Annotated in this window: 14 protein-coding genes and 1 tRNA gene; 7 read left to right on the forward strand and 8 right to left on the reverse strand. The window is 53.8% G+C overall.

What is annotated here, in order from left to right; translation table 11 throughout:
• The first annotated feature begins 183 nt into the window (after positions 1–183).
• The 5 genes from ACLD72_RS03660 to ACLD72_RS03680 all read left to right on the forward strand — a co-directional run bounded on the left by ACLD72_RS03660 (position 184) and on the right by ACLD72_RS03680 (position 4,443).
• Positions 184–897 carry a response regulator transcription factor gene (locus ACLD72_RS03660; protein ID WP_411003250.1) on the forward strand — a complete coding sequence of 238 codons (714 nt, stop codon included), beginning with the start codon at positions 184–186 and terminating at the stop codon, positions 895–897.
• 356 nt (positions 898–1,253) lie between these two features.
• The gene (locus tag ACLD72_RS03665; protein ID WP_458475555.1) at positions 1,254–1,994 is read left to right on the forward strand and encodes a sensor histidine kinase; all 741 of its coding nucleotides are present in this window, start codon (positions 1,254–1,256) and stop codon (positions 1,992–1,994) included.
• An 88-nt stretch (positions 1,995–2,082) separates the two neighbouring features.
• Positions 2,083–2,991, forward strand: coding sequence for an ABC transporter ATP-binding protein (locus ACLD72_RS03670; protein WP_411003252.1), 909 nt, complete (start codon positions 2,083–2,085; stop codon positions 2,989–2,991).
• Positions 2,988–3,695, forward strand: a complete 708-nt coding sequence (locus tag ACLD72_RS03675; RefSeq protein ID WP_411003253.1) for an ABC transporter permease — start codon at positions 2,988–2,990, stop codon at positions 3,693–3,695. The genes ACLD72_RS03670 and ACLD72_RS03675 overlap by 4 nt, the downstream gene beginning before the upstream one ends.
• Before the next feature lie 13 nt (positions 3,696–3,708).
• Entirely contained in the window at positions 3,709–4,443 is a 735-nt protein-coding gene (locus tag ACLD72_RS03680; RefSeq protein WP_411003254.1) for an ABC transporter permease, read from the forward strand.
• Between the two features lie 59 nt (positions 4,444–4,502).
• Here ACLD72_RS03680 and ACLD72_RS03685 read toward each other — a convergent pair.
• From ACLD72_RS03685 to ACLD72_RS03695, 3 genes are all read right to left on the reverse strand, one after another.
• Positions 4,503–4,576 (reverse strand) — tRNA-Arg (locus ACLD72_RS03685).
• A gap of 82 nt (positions 4,577–4,658) precedes the next feature.
• On the reverse strand, positions 4,659–5,009 hold the full coding sequence (locus tag ACLD72_RS03690; protein ID WP_411003255.1) for a hypothetical protein: 351 nt from the start codon (positions 5,007–5,009) through the stop codon (positions 4,659–4,661).
• Between the two features lie 26 nt (positions 5,010–5,035).
• Positions 5,036–5,359, reverse strand: a complete 324-nt coding sequence (locus ACLD72_RS03695) for a hypothetical protein (protein WP_251591099.1) — start codon at positions 5,357–5,359, stop codon at positions 5,036–5,038.
• Positions 5,360–5,508: 149 nt separating this feature from the next.
• On the opposite strand from ACLD72_RS03695, the gene asnB reads away from it, so the two are divergent.
• Positions 5,509–7,353: an asparagine synthase (glutamine-hydrolyzing) gene (asnB, locus tag ACLD72_RS03700; RefSeq protein WP_411003256.1), complete on the forward strand. Its 1,845-nt coding sequence runs from the start codon at positions 5,509–5,511 to the stop codon at positions 7,351–7,353.
• A 169-nt stretch (positions 7,354–7,522) separates the two neighbouring features.
• On the opposite strand, the gene ACLD72_RS03705 is transcribed toward asnB, so the two are convergent.
• The 5 genes from ACLD72_RS03705 to ACLD72_RS03725 form a co-directional block, all read right to left on the reverse strand.
• The gene (locus ACLD72_RS03705; protein WP_411003257.1) at positions 7,523–8,488 is read right to left on the reverse strand and encodes a LacI family DNA-binding transcriptional regulator; all 966 of its coding nucleotides are present in this window, start codon (positions 8,486–8,488) and stop codon (positions 7,523–7,525) included.
• A 48-nt stretch (positions 8,489–8,536) separates the two neighbouring features.
• Complete coding sequence (locus ACLD72_RS03710) at positions 8,537–11,914, reverse strand: GH36-type glycosyl hydrolase domain-containing protein (protein ID WP_411003258.1); 3,378 nt, start codon at positions 11,912–11,914, stop codon at positions 8,537–8,539.
• 63 nt (positions 11,915–11,977) lie between these two features.
• Positions 11,978–13,570, reverse strand: coding sequence for an ABC transporter substrate-binding protein (locus ACLD72_RS03715; RefSeq protein ID WP_411003260.1), 1,593 nt, complete (start codon positions 13,568–13,570; stop codon positions 11,978–11,980).
• Positions 13,571–13,616: 46 nt separating this feature from the next.
• On the reverse strand, positions 13,617–14,519 hold the full coding sequence (locus tag ACLD72_RS03720) for a carbohydrate ABC transporter permease (RefSeq protein WP_411003261.1): 903 nt from the start codon (positions 14,517–14,519) through the stop codon (positions 13,617–13,619).
• 26 nt (positions 14,520–14,545) lie between these two features.
• Positions 14,546–15,505 carry an ABC transporter permease gene (locus ACLD72_RS03725; RefSeq protein WP_411003262.1) on the reverse strand — a complete coding sequence of 320 codons (960 nt, stop codon included), beginning with the start codon at positions 15,503–15,505 and terminating at the stop codon, positions 14,546–14,548.
• A gap of 368 nt (positions 15,506–15,873) precedes the next feature.
• On the opposite strand from ACLD72_RS03725, the gene ACLD72_RS03730 reads away from it, so the two are divergent.
• Positions 15,874–16,788 carry a serine hydrolase domain-containing protein gene (locus ACLD72_RS03730; protein ID WP_458475556.1) on the forward strand — a complete coding sequence of 305 codons (915 nt, stop codon included), beginning with the start codon at positions 15,874–15,876 and terminating at the stop codon, positions 16,786–16,788.
• Positions 16,789–16,816 lie beyond the last annotated feature (28 nt).

The raw sequence follows: 16,816 nt of genomic DNA on the forward strand, positions 1-16,816 counted from the left end.
GGTTGCGGTCTAATTTCTAAATCATCCCTATTTAAGTCTGCCGCCCTTAAAAGCGGCTATTGCTCGAAGGAGTCGTATCGCAAGTACGGCTCCTTTTAATGTCTTCATTTTAGCATTTCATGTAGTGTCTTTCAATGACACATGATATTTTTTACCTAGTTTATGTAAATAAGGAGAGCGACGATGGAGCAACGCATTCTTCTGGTGGACGATGAAACCGGCATTCTCGATATGCTGGAAACGATCTTGAACAAAGAAGGGTTCCGAGCTATTGAACGGGCGGAAACAGGGCAAAGGGCGCTGCAGTTAGTTGAAGAGTTTGAGCCGCAGCTGATTATCCTTGATGTGATGCTCCCCGATATGAGCGGCCTTGAGCTTTGTATGGAACTGCGCAAGAAAACGGAGGCGCCCGTGCTTTTTTTGACGGCGAAAACCTCGGACTACGATAAACTTGTGGGATTTGCCATGGGCGGCGATGACTATATCACCAAACCTTTTAACGCCCTGGAGGTTGTTGCGCGGATTAAGGTCCAGCTAAAACGCTGGCAGATGTGTTCAGACCAGGGACAGCCAAAAACAATGGAATTTGCGGATTTTTGCATCAACACCGAGTCGTGTGAAGTGATCCGGAACGGACAACCTTTGGAATTGACGGCATTGGAATATTCGCTGCTGCTTTTTTTTGCCGAGCATCCGAACCGGATTTTTACCGCGGCCCAACTGTATGAGAACGTATGGGGGCAGCTCAATATAGGCGATGACAAAACCGTCGTGATGCATATTTCCAAAATCCGCAAAAAAATCGAACCCAACGCCCAAGTGCCGAAATATATAAAGAACCTTCGTGGACTAGGGTATAAATTTATCCCGCATAAACAGGGAGAGACGGGACAATGAAAACCTATCTGAAAATGAGCATGAAAATCGTTGCCTTGATGGTAATACCGTTGTTGGTTTATTTACTTAGCTTCAGTTTGCTTACAATTCTATTTAGTCTTGTAAAACAAGTGGTCCCCGTTCTCCGGACTGCAGACTGGGGAATTTTTCGCAACACCGCAATGCTTCTGTCCGGGGCAGCTGTGGCCTATCTGTTTTTTCTGTTAATCATAAAACCTGTTCTGCACATTATTCATTGGATTCAGGCACTGTCCCAAGGAACTTTTCAGGAGCCCGCTGCAACCGGTTTTTTATTTAGCGGAACTCCCCTATTTCAAAAAAGCAAACAGTTTTTATACAAAGACCTCCTCATCCAAATGCAGATTTTGACGGACAAATTAATACAAAGTGAAACAGACCGGCGGACGCTGGAAAAAAACCGTCGCAACTGGCTGGCCGGGATCACGCATGATCTGAAAACGCCGCTGTCTTATATTCAAGGATATGCTTCCATGATTGCCGCCGAGCAGTACAACTGGTCCGAACGCGAAGTGAAATCGTTTGGCGCCAAGATCGAACAAAAATCCACGCATATCCAAAAGCTGATCGACGATTTGAACGCATCCTTCCAATCCGAAAACGGGAAAATCACCCTGCAAAAAACGCACACGGAAATGGTTGAATTTCTGCGCTGCATTACGTTGGACACGGCCAATTCCCCGCGCTCCGCAGAGTATGTTTTTGCTTATGACACCGATTTGGAAACATGTTTTCTGGAAGCGGATACCGCGCTGCTGCAAAGGGCGATACAAAATGTCCTCGTCAATGCCGTCATTCATAATCCTCCGGGCACGGAAATTCGCGTATCGGTGAACAAGAAGCCCGGTGTTTTTTGTATACAGGTTGCCGACAATGGGGCGGGAATGGACGAGGAAACCCGGAACAATCTATTTGAAAGCTATTATCGAGGAACGCCAACGGACCAGCCGGCGGAGGGATCGGGGCTCGGCTTGGCGATTGCCCGCCAATTGATCGAGCTGCATAACGGTTTGATCCGCGCGGAAAGCGCGCCGGAGCGCGGAACCGCCATACTGATCGAACTGCCGCTGCCGCAATAAGATTTTACTTATATTTTACTTTCGTTTACCTGAGCAAAAGATTCGGCAGTCATACTCCTGTTATAAAAAGAAAACGGGAGGAACCACGATGTCCGAATTTATCATTGAAACAAGCGGCCTGACGCGGCGTTTCGGCGAACGCGTTTCGGTCGATCACGTTGATTTGCGCGTCCCGGAAGGGAAAATCTACGGATTTTTAGGGGCGAACGGCGCGGGGAAAACGACGACCATCCGCATGCTGCTCAGCCTGATCCGTCCGGACGAAGGCATGATTCAAATCACGGGGCGCTCGCTTTCGCAGCATCGCGAAACCATTTTGCGCCATATCGGCTCTCTCGTTGAGGCGCCGTCCTATTACGGGCATTTATCGGCCTACAAAAATCTTAAAATCATCGCGGAGCTGTTAAATCTACCGGAAAGCAGCATTGGCGAAGTCCTCGATATCGTGCGGCTGACTCCCTATGCCAAACAGACGGTCAAAGGATATTCGCTTGGAATGAAGCAGCGGTTAGGCATCGCGCAAGCCTTGATCCGCAAGCCGCGAATATTAATTCTGGACGAGCCGATCAATGGTCTTGACCCGGCCGGCATTCAGGAAATCCGCCAATTGATGCTGTCGTTATCCCGTGAGCAGGGGATAACCATTTTTTTGTCCAGCCATATTTTGAGCGAAATCCAGGCCGTATCCGATTACGTGGGCATCATCCAGAACGGGAAATTGATTTTTCAAGACCGGATTCAAGAGCTTGAAAAGAGAAATAAGGTGCGGCTGGCGATTATTACGGACCGGCCCGATGAAGCGTGCCAGGTGCTTGCCGGCAGCGGGGCGGAAATCGAGCGGTATGGGAGTCAACTGCTGATTACCGTTAGCGAGCGGATGAGCCAGGCGGACATCTTCAAGCTGCTTCAACCGTTCACCTTACACCAGGTCAAGGAAGTATCCTCGTCGCTGGAGGACATCTTTTTGCAGCTGACGGGAAAAGGAGAAAGCTTATGATACAAAGGGCGCTTTCCGCCGAGTACCTGAAGATGAAAAAAATCTGCCCATGGATTCCGGTCATCAGCGCGGTCATTTTACTTTTGTTCAGCTGTATGGAATGGTATTTGTATTTTCGGCAGGGAGAAGCCGGCGTCTACGCGGGGCTTAATGTACTGTATATGTTTTTGTCCTTTACAATGCTGCTGACCATCTCGTTGTTGTGCAGCACCATGTCCGAACCGGAGCATCAAGCGCAAGGATTAAAGCTGCTGTTTTCCCTGCCGGTTAACCGAATGGCCTTCTATTTTGCCAAGGCGATCTGGATCGGGATTTTCATGCTGGGATGCTGCGCGCTCATTATTGGCGGGACGGTAGTCATTTGGCTCGTTTACACCGATTTGCCGCTCCCCTTCCCGTTTTTGGTCAAACAGGTCCTGGGCTGCTTTGGCGCCTCCCTGCCGGTGCTGGGGATTCAATTATTTCTGTCGCTTCGCTTCCCCAATCAAACACTCCCGCTGGCGGTCGGTGTGCTCGGCGCCATCTCCAGTCTGTTTATCGCCAGATTCGGCGGAGAAATCTTATATGTTCTGCCATGGGCGTATCCCTCCATGGCCAGCCCTTTTATCGAAGGATATGCCCGTTGGATCATGTTGGGGGCCGGGTTGGGAGTGGTTTTGCTTTGGGGCGGAGCCGTACGCTTTCGCGCCATGGAAATCAAATAGGAGGAAGATGGATATGTTGAGTTTATTTTTTGCGGAAGGCAAAAAAGTCAGATGGCCGTTGATTTTGTTGTTGATTCTAATGGACATAACGGCAAGCCTTTCGCTGGCTGCAGAGCATGTCGCGAATTTGACCGATTACTTTGCCCCCGATTGGACTACCCTTTATTTTCAGGCGGTTTCTTTTCACGGGATGTTTATTCTTCCGCTGTTCGCCGGCATATTTGCGGCATTCCTCTGTTTTTATGAACATAAAAACGGGGCGTGGAAGCAACTGCTCACCCTGCCGTTTCCGCGCTGGAAAATCTATTTGTCCAAGTTTTTGATGCTGATTGTTCTTTTGGCGATCGCACAGCTTGCCTTTCTGGCCGGGTACCTGGCGACCGGAAAGCTCATTCATGTGGAGGGCGTTATTCCCTGGAAAACGGTGCTGCCCGGCGTGATCGGCGGATGGCTGGCCACTTTCCCCCTGGCCATGCTGCAAATTTACCTGTCGATCCGTTTCAAATCTTTCGGCATCGCCCTGTTGTTCAGCATCTCGGCGGTTATTCCGAATATCGTCATTACGGGTTTCGAAGGATTTATCGGGGCATGGTTCCCCTTTGCTCCGCCGTATTACGCCATGTTTCCGCAGGGACTAGCCCTTTCCCCGAGGCTGGAGCCCGTTTCGTTTGTCCTGATTCTCGCCTTCACTTTTCTCGTCTATCTTGCAGCCGGTCTACGTCATTTTGTACGGAAGGATTGGATGTGACCAACTATAATACTAAAAAGAGGCCCGCATCTACGGGCCTCGAGCAATATCTAAGAAAACGTCCCAGGAACGATTCGAACGCTCGACCGACGGCTTAGAAGGCCGTTGCTCTATCCAGCTGAGCTACTGGGACACAAATAGGAATAAAAAAGGATGCGTTAATCATTATAGCGCATCCTGTATATTTTTTCAAAGTGGTTTTACAAAAAAATCCGTTATTGGAGAGGGAGCTCTTTAAGCTTCGCCGCAATCGCCTCGTTCGCCAGCAAATTTTCCAGGAACATCCTTCGCTGCTTAGCAGGGTCCGGCCAGCCGGTATCCCCAAAATGCTCTTCCGTCACTTCCGTGTAAGCCTGATGCATGTTGTTGTCGTACCAGTCGATTTCCGCCCGGGCATCGCTTCGGATCATGCGGACGATTTCCCAACCTTCGCCTCGCCCGGAACGGGCGATATAGACGAACAGATCGGGATCGCCTACCGCCCCCGGCCGCACCTGAATGACGGCGCAGGGACGCCCCCGCTGCTCGTCCATCCGTGTGAATTCCGCGTCTTTGATGTAATACATGCGCAGGTCGCTCCTTTCCTAACGCTTCAAACCGGCCAGAGCTTGCCCGGATACCCCGCCCGTTCCAACTGCTCCCTGGTCTCCGCCGTGCCCAGCCGGTAAATTTCCCGAAACAGGCCGTTCACAACGCTTTGATAGCTGCGGTTGACGTCGTCTTCCGGCGAATCCGGCCAAGGATGGGTGTATGCCAAAAAAGTGCTTTCTTCCTTCTCACCAAGCTGATCAAGCATATGCTTTAACGTATCGGCCTCCTCCGAGGTGGCCTCGACCGACCATTCATAGGCCGCCGCGCCAGGATCGTCGAGCACCGAACGCCCCTGTACGGACACGTAATACCGTTTCTTTTCCAATGCCATATCTCCCCTTTCTGCTGCTTGTCAGTCGTAGTTTTCCATGATGGACAGACATTTTATGCCCATGTTCGGCATAATTTGTTAATACTTTTCACCCGGTCGGCAAGCGGGGGACGTAAAGCAATGCAGAGAGGAGATTTGCAAAAATGTGCGGAATAACCGGCTTTATCGAATGGAACCGGGATTTGACCAAAGAATCGGACCTTGTATTGTCCATGACATCCTGTCTGGAAAAACGAGGCCCCGATGCGCAGGGAACCTGGATTTCCGGCCCTTGCGCTTTTGGCCATCGACGGCTTAGCGTCATGGATCCCGAAAACGGAGCCCAGCCGATGATCATCCATGAAGAAGACGCGGTGTTTACGATCGTATATAACGGGGAGCTTTATAACGCGCCGGAATTAAAAGCCGAGCTGCAGCGGAGAGGACGCAGGTTTCAAACGAACTGCGATACGGAAGTGCTGCTGCAATCGTATATCGAATGGGGGCCGGATTGCGTGTACCGGCTTAACGGCATTTTTGCCTTTGCCGTCTGGGACAGCGTCCGTAAGCATGTTTTTTTCGCGCGGGACCGCCTCGGCGTGAAGCCGCTGTTCTACAGCGAGGTGGACGGAACGTTGATTTTCGGCTCCGAGCCTAAAGCCATTTTGCGACATCCCAAAGTCAAACCGGCGGTGGGACCGGAAGGGCTTGCCGAAATTTTCGTCATCGGGCCGGCCCGTACCCCCGGCCATGGCGTCTACAAGGATCTCAAGGAGCTGCGCCCCGGCCATGTCATGATTTACAGCCGGTCGGGGCTGCGGAAATACGCTTACTGGAAGCTGGAGGCGGAACCCCATACCGATGACGTGGAAACGACGGCCGCCACCATCCGCCGGCTGCTGCAGGATACGCTGGAGCGGCAGCTCATCTCCGACGTGCCGGTCTGCACACTGCTGTCGGGAGGCCTGGATTCCAGCGCGCTGACTGCGCTTGCCGTCGATTACTACAAACGGACCGGTCAGGGCCGGGTGCACACCTATTCGATCGATTACGTGGATAACGACAAGCATTTTAAAGCCCACAGCTACCAGCCGGACGCAGATAACCCCTGGATCAAACGAATGGTCGAGGAACTGGGCACGGAGCATCATGCGATTACGTTCGACACCCCCGAGCTTGTCGCCGCCCTGCCCGACTCGACCGTCGCCCGCGACATGCCGGGCATGACAGATGTCGATGCGTCGCTGCTGCTGTTTTGCCGGGAGATCAAAAAAGGCGCCACGGTGGCCATTTCCGGCGAAGCGGCGGATGAGGTGTTCGGCGGCTACCCCTGGTTCCACCGCGAGGAGCTGTTGAATTCCGGGACGTTCCCCTGGTCGGTGGCGACTGGGCTGCGCACGGAGCTCTTGTCCCCGGAAATTCGCGAGTGGATCAAACCGGAGCAGTATATTGCGGACCGCTACAGCGAAGCCGTGGGTGAGGCGCCGAAGCTGGAGGGCGAATCCGGGGAACGGGCCCGCATGCGCATCATGTCCTATTTGAACATCACCCGCTTCATGCCGACGCTGCTCGACCGCAAGGACCGCATGAGCATGGCCGCCGGCCTGGAGGTTCGCGTCCCTTATTGCGACCACCGGCTCGTGCAATACGTATGGAATATCCCCTGGGAGATCAAAACGACCGGAGGCCGCGAAAAAGGCATCCTGCGTAAAGCGCTCGAAGGCATCCTGCCGGAAGATGTACTTTACCGCAAAAAAAGCCCTTTTCCAAAAACCCATAATCCGAACTATTTAACCGCCGTACGAAATGAGATGCTGTCCATTTTGGATAATCCGTCATCGCCGATCCTGCCGCTGATCGATGAGGATAAAATCCGCTCCATCGCCGCTTCCGAGGAATCCTCCTCGAACCTGCCGTGGTTCGGCCAACTCATGTCCGGACCGCAGCTGTTCGCTTATTTGTCCCAGGTTAACCACTGGTTAAAAACTTACGGCATCGAGTTCCGCTAATGGAACCAAACAAAATGTAAAAGCTTTTGCAGGCGCAGGCACCCTTCTTACAGATTCAACCGTCTTAGTAATCTCAAAAAGAACGGGTCACAAGGGTAATTCCCCCCTGTGAATCCCGTTCTTTTCCCTTCACAACCCGTTTTTTCGCTTTTGTGGGCGCGGCGTCAAATCATACTTTTCCCACGGATTCGCCTTTGATCAAAGTGACATAAATCCGTTCGTGTTCAACCTGCTCTCCGGCCAAAATTTTAATCAGCTGCTCGGCGGCGAGCGCGCCCCATTTCCGTTTGGAGTAATTGATCGTGGCCAGGCGCGGCTGCATATAATTCGTCAGCTCGATATTGTCGAAGCCGATCAGATGAATATGCTCACCGATCCGGTAGCCGCTCCCCTCCAAACGGTTCCAGAAGCCGATCGCCATTTCGTCATTCAGGCAAAAAACCGCCGCCGGTCCGGAGTATTCCCGGATCACCTGCTCGGCGGCCCGTTCACCGCCGCTTTTTTTGAAATCGCCGGCGATTTCAATCCATTCCACGTCCCGGGTGCGATCCGCCATCATTTTAACGGCCTTCATCCGCTGAATCGAGTCGTACGAGCCCTCCGGCCCGGTCACCACATATATCTTCCGGTGCCCTTGCTCCAGCAAATATTCGGCCGCCAACGCGGCGCCTGCCTTGTTGTCCAGCAGCACCTGATTGATGTTTGGGTGGTCCAGTTCCCGGTCGAGCACGACGATTTTGTGATTGCGGTCCGCATACGCAAGCAACTCTTCGTCCATAAACGTCTGGTCCAAAATGACGGCCCCGTCGATCATCCGCTCCGGAAGCATCCGGTGCGCCCTATTGCCGCTGCATACGATCAAATCGTAACCCCGGTCGTTGCACACCTCTTTCATCCCGTCCAGCAGGTCGCCGTAAACATCCCCTTTGAAGTCCGTCAAAAACACGCCCAAAATTCCGGATTCCCGCTTCTTTAACGTTCTTGCCGCCGCATTTGGCACATAGTTCAGTTCCTTGGCAACCGCCAAAATTTTCGAGCGGGTTTCATCCGTCACCTTGCTGCTGCCGTTTAGGGCATATGATACGGTTGATATGGAAACCCCGGCTTTTTTAGCGATATCCTTAATGCTCACCAATGCTACCTCGCTCCTTACGTGTTGCCTTGTATCCTAACCTTAAATAGTTTACATAAAAATCTCAACTATATTGTTATCGTCATCCCGCCGCATTTCCTGCTCGAAGGCCTCCCGCCTAATCCGCAGCCCGCCTTGACGGTACGAATTAGGCACGGCTTCGGCGTTCACCTGTTTCCCATTCACCGCGACGCGACGTTCCACGGCGTTCGCCAGATGGTAGATGAAAGTCACTTTCACGCCATTGTACCGAAAAGCAAAATGCAGGCCGTTCAAGGACGCGGGCAGCACCGGATCCACCACCAGATCCCGCCCCTCCTGGCGGATGCCAAGCGCGTTCGAGATCAGCTGGTTTATATAGATCCCCGGTCCGCTGGAGTAAATTCTCCAGCCACCCTTGACCGGTGCTTTGCCGCTGCGAAGCTCCCCGAAACGCGCCTCTGCCTCATATCGTGTTTTGAATTTCCCGTCCGAGCTGCTGAAGTAGGCGTTGCTCTGGCGCAGCTCCGCGTTTGGAACGACATCGCGGATACCAACGGGGTTGATGATATGCAGCCCGTTCCAAACATCGTCCGCGCGGCCGAGCTTCGCCATCGCCTCGATGTAGCGGATGTGGGCGTGCACGTACTGCAGCCCCACCTCGCGGCCAAAGTTCGACGCCTGCTCCGCCCGCTTGAAATGCGTGCTCACGCCGCCGGCATACTGGGCCGGGCGGTCCATCAGCCGGACGCCGTCGGGAAAAAACAGCTTCTCCCGAATCAGCTCGTAATGCGCCTTTGCCTGTCCCGGATCAAGCAATTCCGCGATTATGCTGCGCGTCATCGGGAGCAGGCGATAGGTGATGCCCGTTTCCGTATCCTGCGGATGCAGCATCAGCTTCACCGCAGCGGGGTCTTCCATGTAAAGGAAGCCCGGGATGATGTCCGTTCCCAGCATGTATGTTTCGAAATCGCGTTTGATCCCCAGCGCCATCTCCCCAAGCTCTGCGGCAAGCGCGGGTTCGGCGGACCGCAGCACCTCGGACAGCCGGGCCACCGTTTGATACGTCAGCGCGACCGTCCAACTGCTTACCATATACCGCTTAAGCTGGGCGTTCGCCGGCTGCAGCGTATCGTCCCAATCCCCGTCCCCGTAAGCGGACAAAAACGTATCATGCAGAAAATGTCCACGAATATAGGCGATCTGCTTCCGGACATGCTCCAGGATCGGGGCTTCCTGTCCGCTAAAATGAAATCCGCGCTTCATGGTGTAAGGAACTTTTTCCGCCAGCAGTCCAAAATCGAGCGTAACCCGCAAATAATCACCCAACACCTTCAAAGGCCACACAACGATATCGCCGTGGCTTTCCTCCTGCTGAACCTTGAAGTACCGGTCGAACATAAACCACTGTGGCCAATTACCGTCGTCCTCGTACTGGTGGGAATAGACTGTTTTTAGGATGTCGCGGACCTGCTCGAATTTTTGCATAGCCATAAAATATTCGGTCGGTCCCTGGCAGACGTCCCGGGTTCCCCAGGCCGCCCCGCCGTACTGCTCGAGCCCATGGGGCATCGAATAGTGAACAAGCATGTTATGCGTATACCACCAGGCGAGCGCGTTGAACTTGTACAGCCCGTCTCTTTCCTTTCCGTCCGCCGCAGCCAGCCGGAAGCCGTTCATGACGTCCTGCAGAAACTCGCGGTACTTGGCGATTTCCCGCTCCGCAGAACCGATCAGGACCGGTACGACGCCTCCGTCCAGCAGCCCTTGTACCGTGAGGGTCCATTCGCTGCAAGGATCCAACTGCAAAACGACCAGCGAAGCGTCCCCGGGAGCCACGCCCCGGGCCAGTACAGTTTCGTCGCGGGCTACGGCCTTGGTCCCGTCAATCCACATCCGGTACGCCAAATCCGGATAAGCCTCGGCCTGAAGCCCCTCCCCAGTGCCGTGGAACGTCATAACCCCGCCCTCTTCCGTCAGGCGAATCGGGGTTTCGTATTCGTTCACATGCATCGTCACCTGGTTTGTAACGAGGAATGGATACGCCCTGCCGCTTTCCGAACGGACATGAAGCCGCACTTCGGGCGCGTCGGCAGCGGTATAGTTCGTGATGATCAGCACATCATCCAGCGTTTTGTAGTACCACCGTGCGTAGTTGAAGCCGATTTCGAATAGTGAAGGCATCGTCAGCAGCCTGTATTTTCCGTCCATTTCCACGTAAATCCGCTGGCCCGCCGTCTTCGGCACGTTTAGGGCGCTCCGCGCATGGCTGATCATTTTATTGAAGTTGGTGTTGCCAATCACGAGATGGGAATTGAAAATGCCGTACATGTAAGAGCTCGTCGCGATCACCGCGGCGCCCAGCTTTACATTGCCGCCGCTCATGAGAATATGCCCGTGCGGACGCTCCACCAGCAATTCCTTTTCCTTAAGAATGACGTGCTCATAAGCAGCGGTAAAAAACGACAGCAGCCGTTCTCCTTCCCATTCCTGCTGGCGTCTCCCCCGCTCGGGAAATCGTGCGTCCAGATCTTCAGGCGTCATCGGAATGGTCCGCAGCGGCTCGCCGATCCGCTCGTTCAGGCGAACTTCGGGCAGTTCGCGAAGCGGCGTATTCGCTCCGTCAGCCGCCGCTCGATACGCTTCCCAGGCCTGGAGCGCTTCAGCCATATACTTAACCCCGGTTACGGCTTCGGGATGATCCGGTTGAAACAGGCCGTAGAACACGAAGCGGGCTTCGCCGTCCAGACGAACCCGCGGCGACTGCAGCGCGGTGTACGCGAATTCGTATTGGTAAACCTCATTGGCCAGCGACGGATTGCCGAGGCATTCCGGAACGTCCGTTTCCTTATAAGACAAGCCGAAAAACTGGAAGCCGTCCGTGGAAAACCCGGATGCCCGCGTCAATGAACCCTGCTGAATATAAGGAAACGCGCCACCCTGCTGCGGCTGATTTTGCCGCGAGCAGACCGTGTAGCCGTAAGTTGCGTCCTCGAACACAGCATGGTCGATATATTGGGACAGATACGCCTCGTTGCTGCGCACGGCGCCCGCGTCCGCGTTGCCGATGTCCTGGCCGTAAACGACGTCGACCACCGCTCCGTTTCCGCGAATCTTCACGTCCCAAAACCATACCCGTGGCGCCGGCAAGACGAACGTAACTTCGTAATCCACACCTTCCGCCGCGCCTTGCCAAACGATGCGCCCCTGCCCCTCGCTGGCGCTGACCTTGCTGCCGGATCGAACACCAAGCAGCGGGTAGAAGCGGATTCCCGCAGCATCGTGAAAACGCAGATACAAATTGTTTAAGGCCCCGTCGATCGGGTTGTTCAGCAGTTGATTGAGCATCGTGCCACCGCAAACCGCCTGATACAGATCGCCGCTCTCCCAGAAGACGAACCGCAAATCCCCGGCCCGAATCTCCAGCTTCGAGTTCGTGGTAGTTGTCATGTATGATTCCTCCAGTCCTATTCCCAAAAATGCCCGCGGCATTTTATTTTCTCTCATGCTGGATTACTTTAAATTGTTTAGTTCATCAAGCACCGGCTGGACGAGGGACAGTTTGCCGTCAACCCACTTTTTCCAGTTCGTCTCCAAATCCCCGTCCTGCAAAATCAAGTTGGCGTATTCCTTTTCGTATTCGAAGGTCGCCTGGTTTTTCGCTTTGGAGTCGTACATTTGCACGGTCCAATCGTATGAGGCCAGCTTGCCGCCTTCCGTCCCCAGCTTGGCTTTGTCCTGATAGTGCTTGACCGCCGTTTCACGATATTCCTTTTTGATCGCCGGATTGATCACGCTAAAGTCATCCCCTAGCAGGTATAACCCTTCAAACCGGCTCGGGTATTTGTCTTCCAGCGTCGTCCCCTCCGGCAGCAGACTGGCGAGTTCGCCATCTTCGCCGTATTTCCAGTCCTTGCCTTCGAAGCCCATATTCAGCAGCAGCTGTCCTTCCTTGCTTGTGGAATAGTCCAGCAAATCCATAATGCGCTCAAATTTGGCCTCACTGATATCCGGTGAAAAAATCAAAGCCGACCAGAAGTTGACCTGCTCCAGGTTGCGGTATTTGCCGTCATCCCCCAGCACGATCGCCGTTTGTACGAGGTCATCGCTATTAACGCCGAGGTTCTTTTTCATCTGGGTGTCCATGTCCTGTCTGTAGGCAGCCAGGCCTCCCAGGCTGGTGATCGCCGCAACGCCTTTGACGCGGAAGTTGTCGCTGCCTTCGTTGTTTTTCCAGGTGTAAAACTCGGGGTCAAGCAAACCTTCCTTATACGCCTGCTGCAGCAGCTTGAGACCGGTGAGCGTCTCGGCATCGGCGGGACCCCAGTGGTATTTGCCGTCAGCGCCTTTATAGAAAGCCGATTCGACCCGGGCATGCTCGCTGTTCGGCATCACGATGTTCGTCAGCGCATCGGCGGCATTGTAGGAAATCGGGATCAGCTTCGAGCCCAGCTTCCCCGGATCCTGCGCTTTGACCAGTCTGGCGAATTCCATCAGCTCGCCGGTAGTGTACACGTCTTTCACCGGAAAGCCGACAGCTTCAGCCCAGTCTTTCCGCAGCGCGATCACCCCGATTTGGTTGACCAGCGGATCGGCCGGCTTGTTTTCGTAATAAACCGGTCGCGGCAAAATGTAGGTGCCTCCGGTTTTCTCCTCCAGCTTCTCGCCAAGCCCGGTCAACGCGTAGGCGGCCGCTACGTTCGGCCAGCGCTCCTTCCAATCGTCCGGCAATTTGTACAGCAGCCCCTGGTCGATGTAATTCAGCGCATCGCCGTTGTTGTAGTTCCACGTCGCCACATCCGGCAGGTCGCCGGAGTTGATCCAGAGGCGGAGCTTTTCGTCCCAGGAATCCCATTCCACATAGTTGTAGTCCCACTCAAGATTGAATTTGTCCATCCACAACTTGTGAAACTCATTGTCCAACTGCCCATCCTTCAACTGGATCGTGCTGGCCACGGAAATGGTCAGTTTGTCTTTGTAATTTCCGTTTTCGTCCTTCGCATTCCCGCCCGCCGCCTGCTTCGAGCAGGCGCTTGCCGCCAGCATCGCCAGGCACATCAAGATCGCCAGTACCGCTTTAACCTGCCGTTTTTTGTTTTTGCTCATGTTTTACCCCCCGCTTTTTCAAATTTTCGAAAAATGCATATGCAAATCAGGTCTTGATCGCCCCTGTTAACACTCCTTTGGCAAAATGCTTCTGCAAGAGCGGAAAAAAGCACATGATCGGCACCATCGTGACGAACACGGCCGCCATCTTCATCCCCATGGAGAAGCCTTGCTTGCCCATCGCGTCCACGCTGGACGCATTGGATACGTTCGTCGTCGACTCGACGATGATGGCGCGCAGCACGTTTTGCAGCGGCAGCTGCTCCGCCTTGCGGAGGAAGATCATCGCTTCATACCAGCCGTTCCAGATGGCCACGCCGTAAAACAGCGTGATCGTCGCCATAATCGGCGCAGCCAGCGGCAGCACGATGGAACCGAGGATTCTCCATTCGCCGGCGCCGTCCAACCGGGCCGACTCCATCAGCGATTCCGGCAGGCTTTGAAAATAGTTCATCATCAGGATCAAATTAAAAGCGCTGAACGACCCGGCAAAAATGACCGACCAAAGCGTTCCCGTCAAATGAAGCGATTTCATCACCAGATAAAGCGGAACGATCCCGCCGTTAAAAATCATGGTGAACAGTACGAGAAAGAAAAAGAATTTTTTGCCCGGGAACTTGCCCCGGCTCAAACCGTAAGCCATCGTGCTGGTCAGAAACAAGCTGAGCGGAAGCCCGGCGGCGAGAAGCTTCAGGGTGTTCCAGTACCCCGTCAAAATGCTGCCATCGGCGAACAGGGCCCGGTAGGAATCCAGCGTCGGCTGCTTCGGGAACATCAGCAGCGGGTTATCCGCATATTCCTTTTGCGTGGCGAACGAAATCATGATGACGTTCCAGAACGGAATGATAATTAACAGGGCCATCACGAGCAGTACCGCCAAAATGCAATAATCGAGGAACGTCGCTCTTCCGATCCGGTATGCGGACTTGGCTTTTGCTTTGCTGTCCATTCTTTGCTCTCCTTTCTTAGCGGATCTTAGCGGAACAGGCCGTCTCCGCCCATCATTTTGGCCGCTTTGTCCGCGATCAGCAGCAGGATCATGTTCACGAGGGAGCGGAACAGGCTGACCGCCGTCGAAAACGAGAAATCGGTGGACGATTGGAAGGTGACCCGGTAAATGTACACATCCAGCACCTCCGAAACGTTTTGCGTGGCCGCGTTCGCCAGGTTGAAAATTTGATCGAAACCCGAGGACATCAGGCCGCCAACCGAAAGGATGAACATGACCGTCACCGTCGGCAAAATATTTGGCAGCGTAATTCTGAACATTTGCTGCCAGCGGGAGGCCCCGTCGATCTGCGCCGATTCGTACTGATCCTGGTCGATCCCGGAAATGGCGGCCAGATAAATGATTCCGCCCCAGCCGGTCGACTTCCAGATGTCGGTGAGGATCAGCATCGGCAGAAACATTTTTTCCGATCCGAGGAAGTTGATTGTCGGGAGTCCCAGAATCGCAAAGGTACTGTTTAACAGTCCGTCATAAGACAAAAAATTGATCACGACCCCGGACACGATGATCCAGGACAGAAATTGCGGGAACGTAAACACGGTCTGCAAAATCTTCTTCGTGCGCCGCATACGAAGTTCGTTGAGCAGCAGCGCCAGCAGGATCGGAAACGGAAACTGGATAAACAGCTTGATAACGTTGATGTACAGCGTTCTCCACAATGCGTTAATAAACGCTGGATCTCTGAAGACGTATTGGAAATTTTCCAGGCCGGCCCAGGGGCTTCCCCAGATTCCCAGGTTGGCTTTGTAATCCTTGAACGCTAGCGACAGACCACCCATCGGCATGTAAGCGAACAGGAACAGCCAGACGAGTCCGGGAATCAGCAGCGTATACGTCATCCGGTGCTTCCAGATTTGCGCAAGCAGGTTCCCGGTCCGGGCACTCGCCCTTACGCTTTTTTCAGGCCCAACAGCTGCGGGTTTCAATCGGCATCTCCTCACTATTCTTGGGTCGTTTTTTGGTTCGATCACGCGAAAAGTTTGCTTCCGGTTTGATCGATCCGAGGATTTGTAAACGTTTTATCGAATCGTTTCGATTAAATCTTAATGCCGATATCCGCTCCTGTCAACTATCTTTTTGACCTGGCCGAAATCGGACAAAGAAAATTCCTAAGCTGTGATAACTTCTTTAGGTATCAGGCCATATAAGGATTTGTCCAACTATCGGAAAACGATTTCGGAATCATGTTGACAAGCCTGCAAACTCTGTATTAACCTCAAATTAATCCTTATGAAAATATAAACGTTTCTATTGAATGCAAAACAAACGATCAAGCGCAAAGAGAGGGAAAATGATGATTAACCTTTTGAACGGTTTTCTGGAACGAATCGTCAGCCGCCGCCTGAACGTCCTTTCCGTACGTGTGCTTCAACGGGGCCGTTTGCTGGATGCCTGGGACTTGGGCGGGGATGTGCGACGGCAGCAGCATTCCGTCAGCAAGTCCTTTACCTGTATGGCGGTCGGGCTAGCTATCCGCGAAGGCAAGCTGAGCCTTGATACCCGAATCAGAGATCTGTTCCCGGAACATGCCAAGGAAGTTCCCGGTTCGGCTTATCCCCCAGGGGAACTTACCCTGTATGATCTGCTGCGCATGTCCTCCGGCCACGATGAACCGCCTTTATGGGCCGAGGAGCGGGCGACGCTGCAGGAAAAGGACTGGGTGAAATATTATCTGTCTCTGCCGCTGGACAGACCTCCCGACGAAAAGTTCACCTACAGCAGCGGGGACACGTTCATCATCTCCGCGATGGTGCAGGCCGCCGTCGGGCAGACGGTGCTGGAGTATTTGACCCCGCGGCTGTTCGAGCCGCTCGGCATCGATCGTGCTGAGTGGGACACGTCGCCGCTGGGCATAACGTTGGGATGCGCCGGGCTGCGGATCAGCAACGACGAGCTCGCCCGGTTCGGCCAACTGCTGCTGCAAAAAGGCAGATGGCAGGAGCAGCAGCTTGTACCTGCAGAGTGGATCGAGTTCGCTACGCGCAAGCACATCGAAACGGACGGGAGCAGCGGGGATTGGGGGAAAGGATACGGCTGCCAGTTCTGGATGTGCTCCCACGAAGCTTACCGCGCCGACGGGATGAAGGGGCAATTCTGCGTGATTGTTCCGGAAAAAGCAGCCGTAATCGCCATCAACAGCGACGAGGACGACATGCAGGGAATTTTGGATGCCGTATGGTCGGATCTTTTGCCGCAGCTTTCCCGTTGAGAACTTCCGCCTGAAACTTCCGCCTGAA

This window comes from Paenibacillus lacisediminis (genome assembly GCF_046567315.2).

Excerpts from the sequence above, each read along its gene's own strand:
- ACLD72_RS03660 (WP_411003250.1), top strand. The coding sequence starts at position 184 with ATGGAGCAACGCATTCTTCTGGTGGACGATGAAACCGGCATTCTCGAT.
- ACLD72_RS03665 (WP_458475555.1), top strand. The coding sequence starts at position 1,254 with ATGCAGATTTTGACGGACAAATTAATACAAAGTGAAACAGACCGGCGG.
- ACLD72_RS03670 (WP_411003252.1), top strand. The coding sequence starts at position 2,083 with ATGTCCGAATTTATCATTGAAACAAGCGGCCTGACGCGGCGTTTCGGC.
- ACLD72_RS03675 (WP_411003253.1), top strand. The coding sequence starts at position 2,988 with ATGATACAAAGGGCGCTTTCCGCCGAGTACCTGAAGATGAAAAAAATC.
- ACLD72_RS03680 (WP_411003254.1), top strand. The coding sequence starts at position 3,709 with ATGTTGAGTTTATTTTTTGCGGAAGGCAAAAAAGTCAGATGGCCGTTG.
- ACLD72_RS03690 (WP_411003255.1), bottom strand. The coding sequence starts at position 5,009 with ATGTATTACATCAAAGACGCGGAATTCACACGGATGGACGAGCAGCGG.
- asnB (WP_411003256.1), top strand. The coding sequence starts at position 5,509 with ATGTGCGGAATAACCGGCTTTATCGAATGGAACCGGGATTTGACCAAA.
- ACLD72_RS03710 (WP_411003258.1), bottom strand. The coding sequence starts at position 11,914 with ATGACAACTACCACGAACTCGAAGCTGGAGATTCGGGCCGGGGATTTG.
- ACLD72_RS03715 (WP_411003260.1), bottom strand. The coding sequence starts at position 13,570 with ATGAGCAAAAACAAAAAACGGCAGGTTAAAGCGGTACTGGCGATCTTG.
- ACLD72_RS03720 (WP_411003261.1), bottom strand. The coding sequence starts at position 14,519 with ATGGACAGCAAAGCAAAAGCCAAGTCCGCATACCGGATCGGAAGAGCG.
- ACLD72_RS03730 (WP_458475556.1), top strand. The coding sequence starts at position 15,874 with ATGATTAACCTTTTGAACGGTTTTCTGGAACGAATCGTCAGCCGCCGC.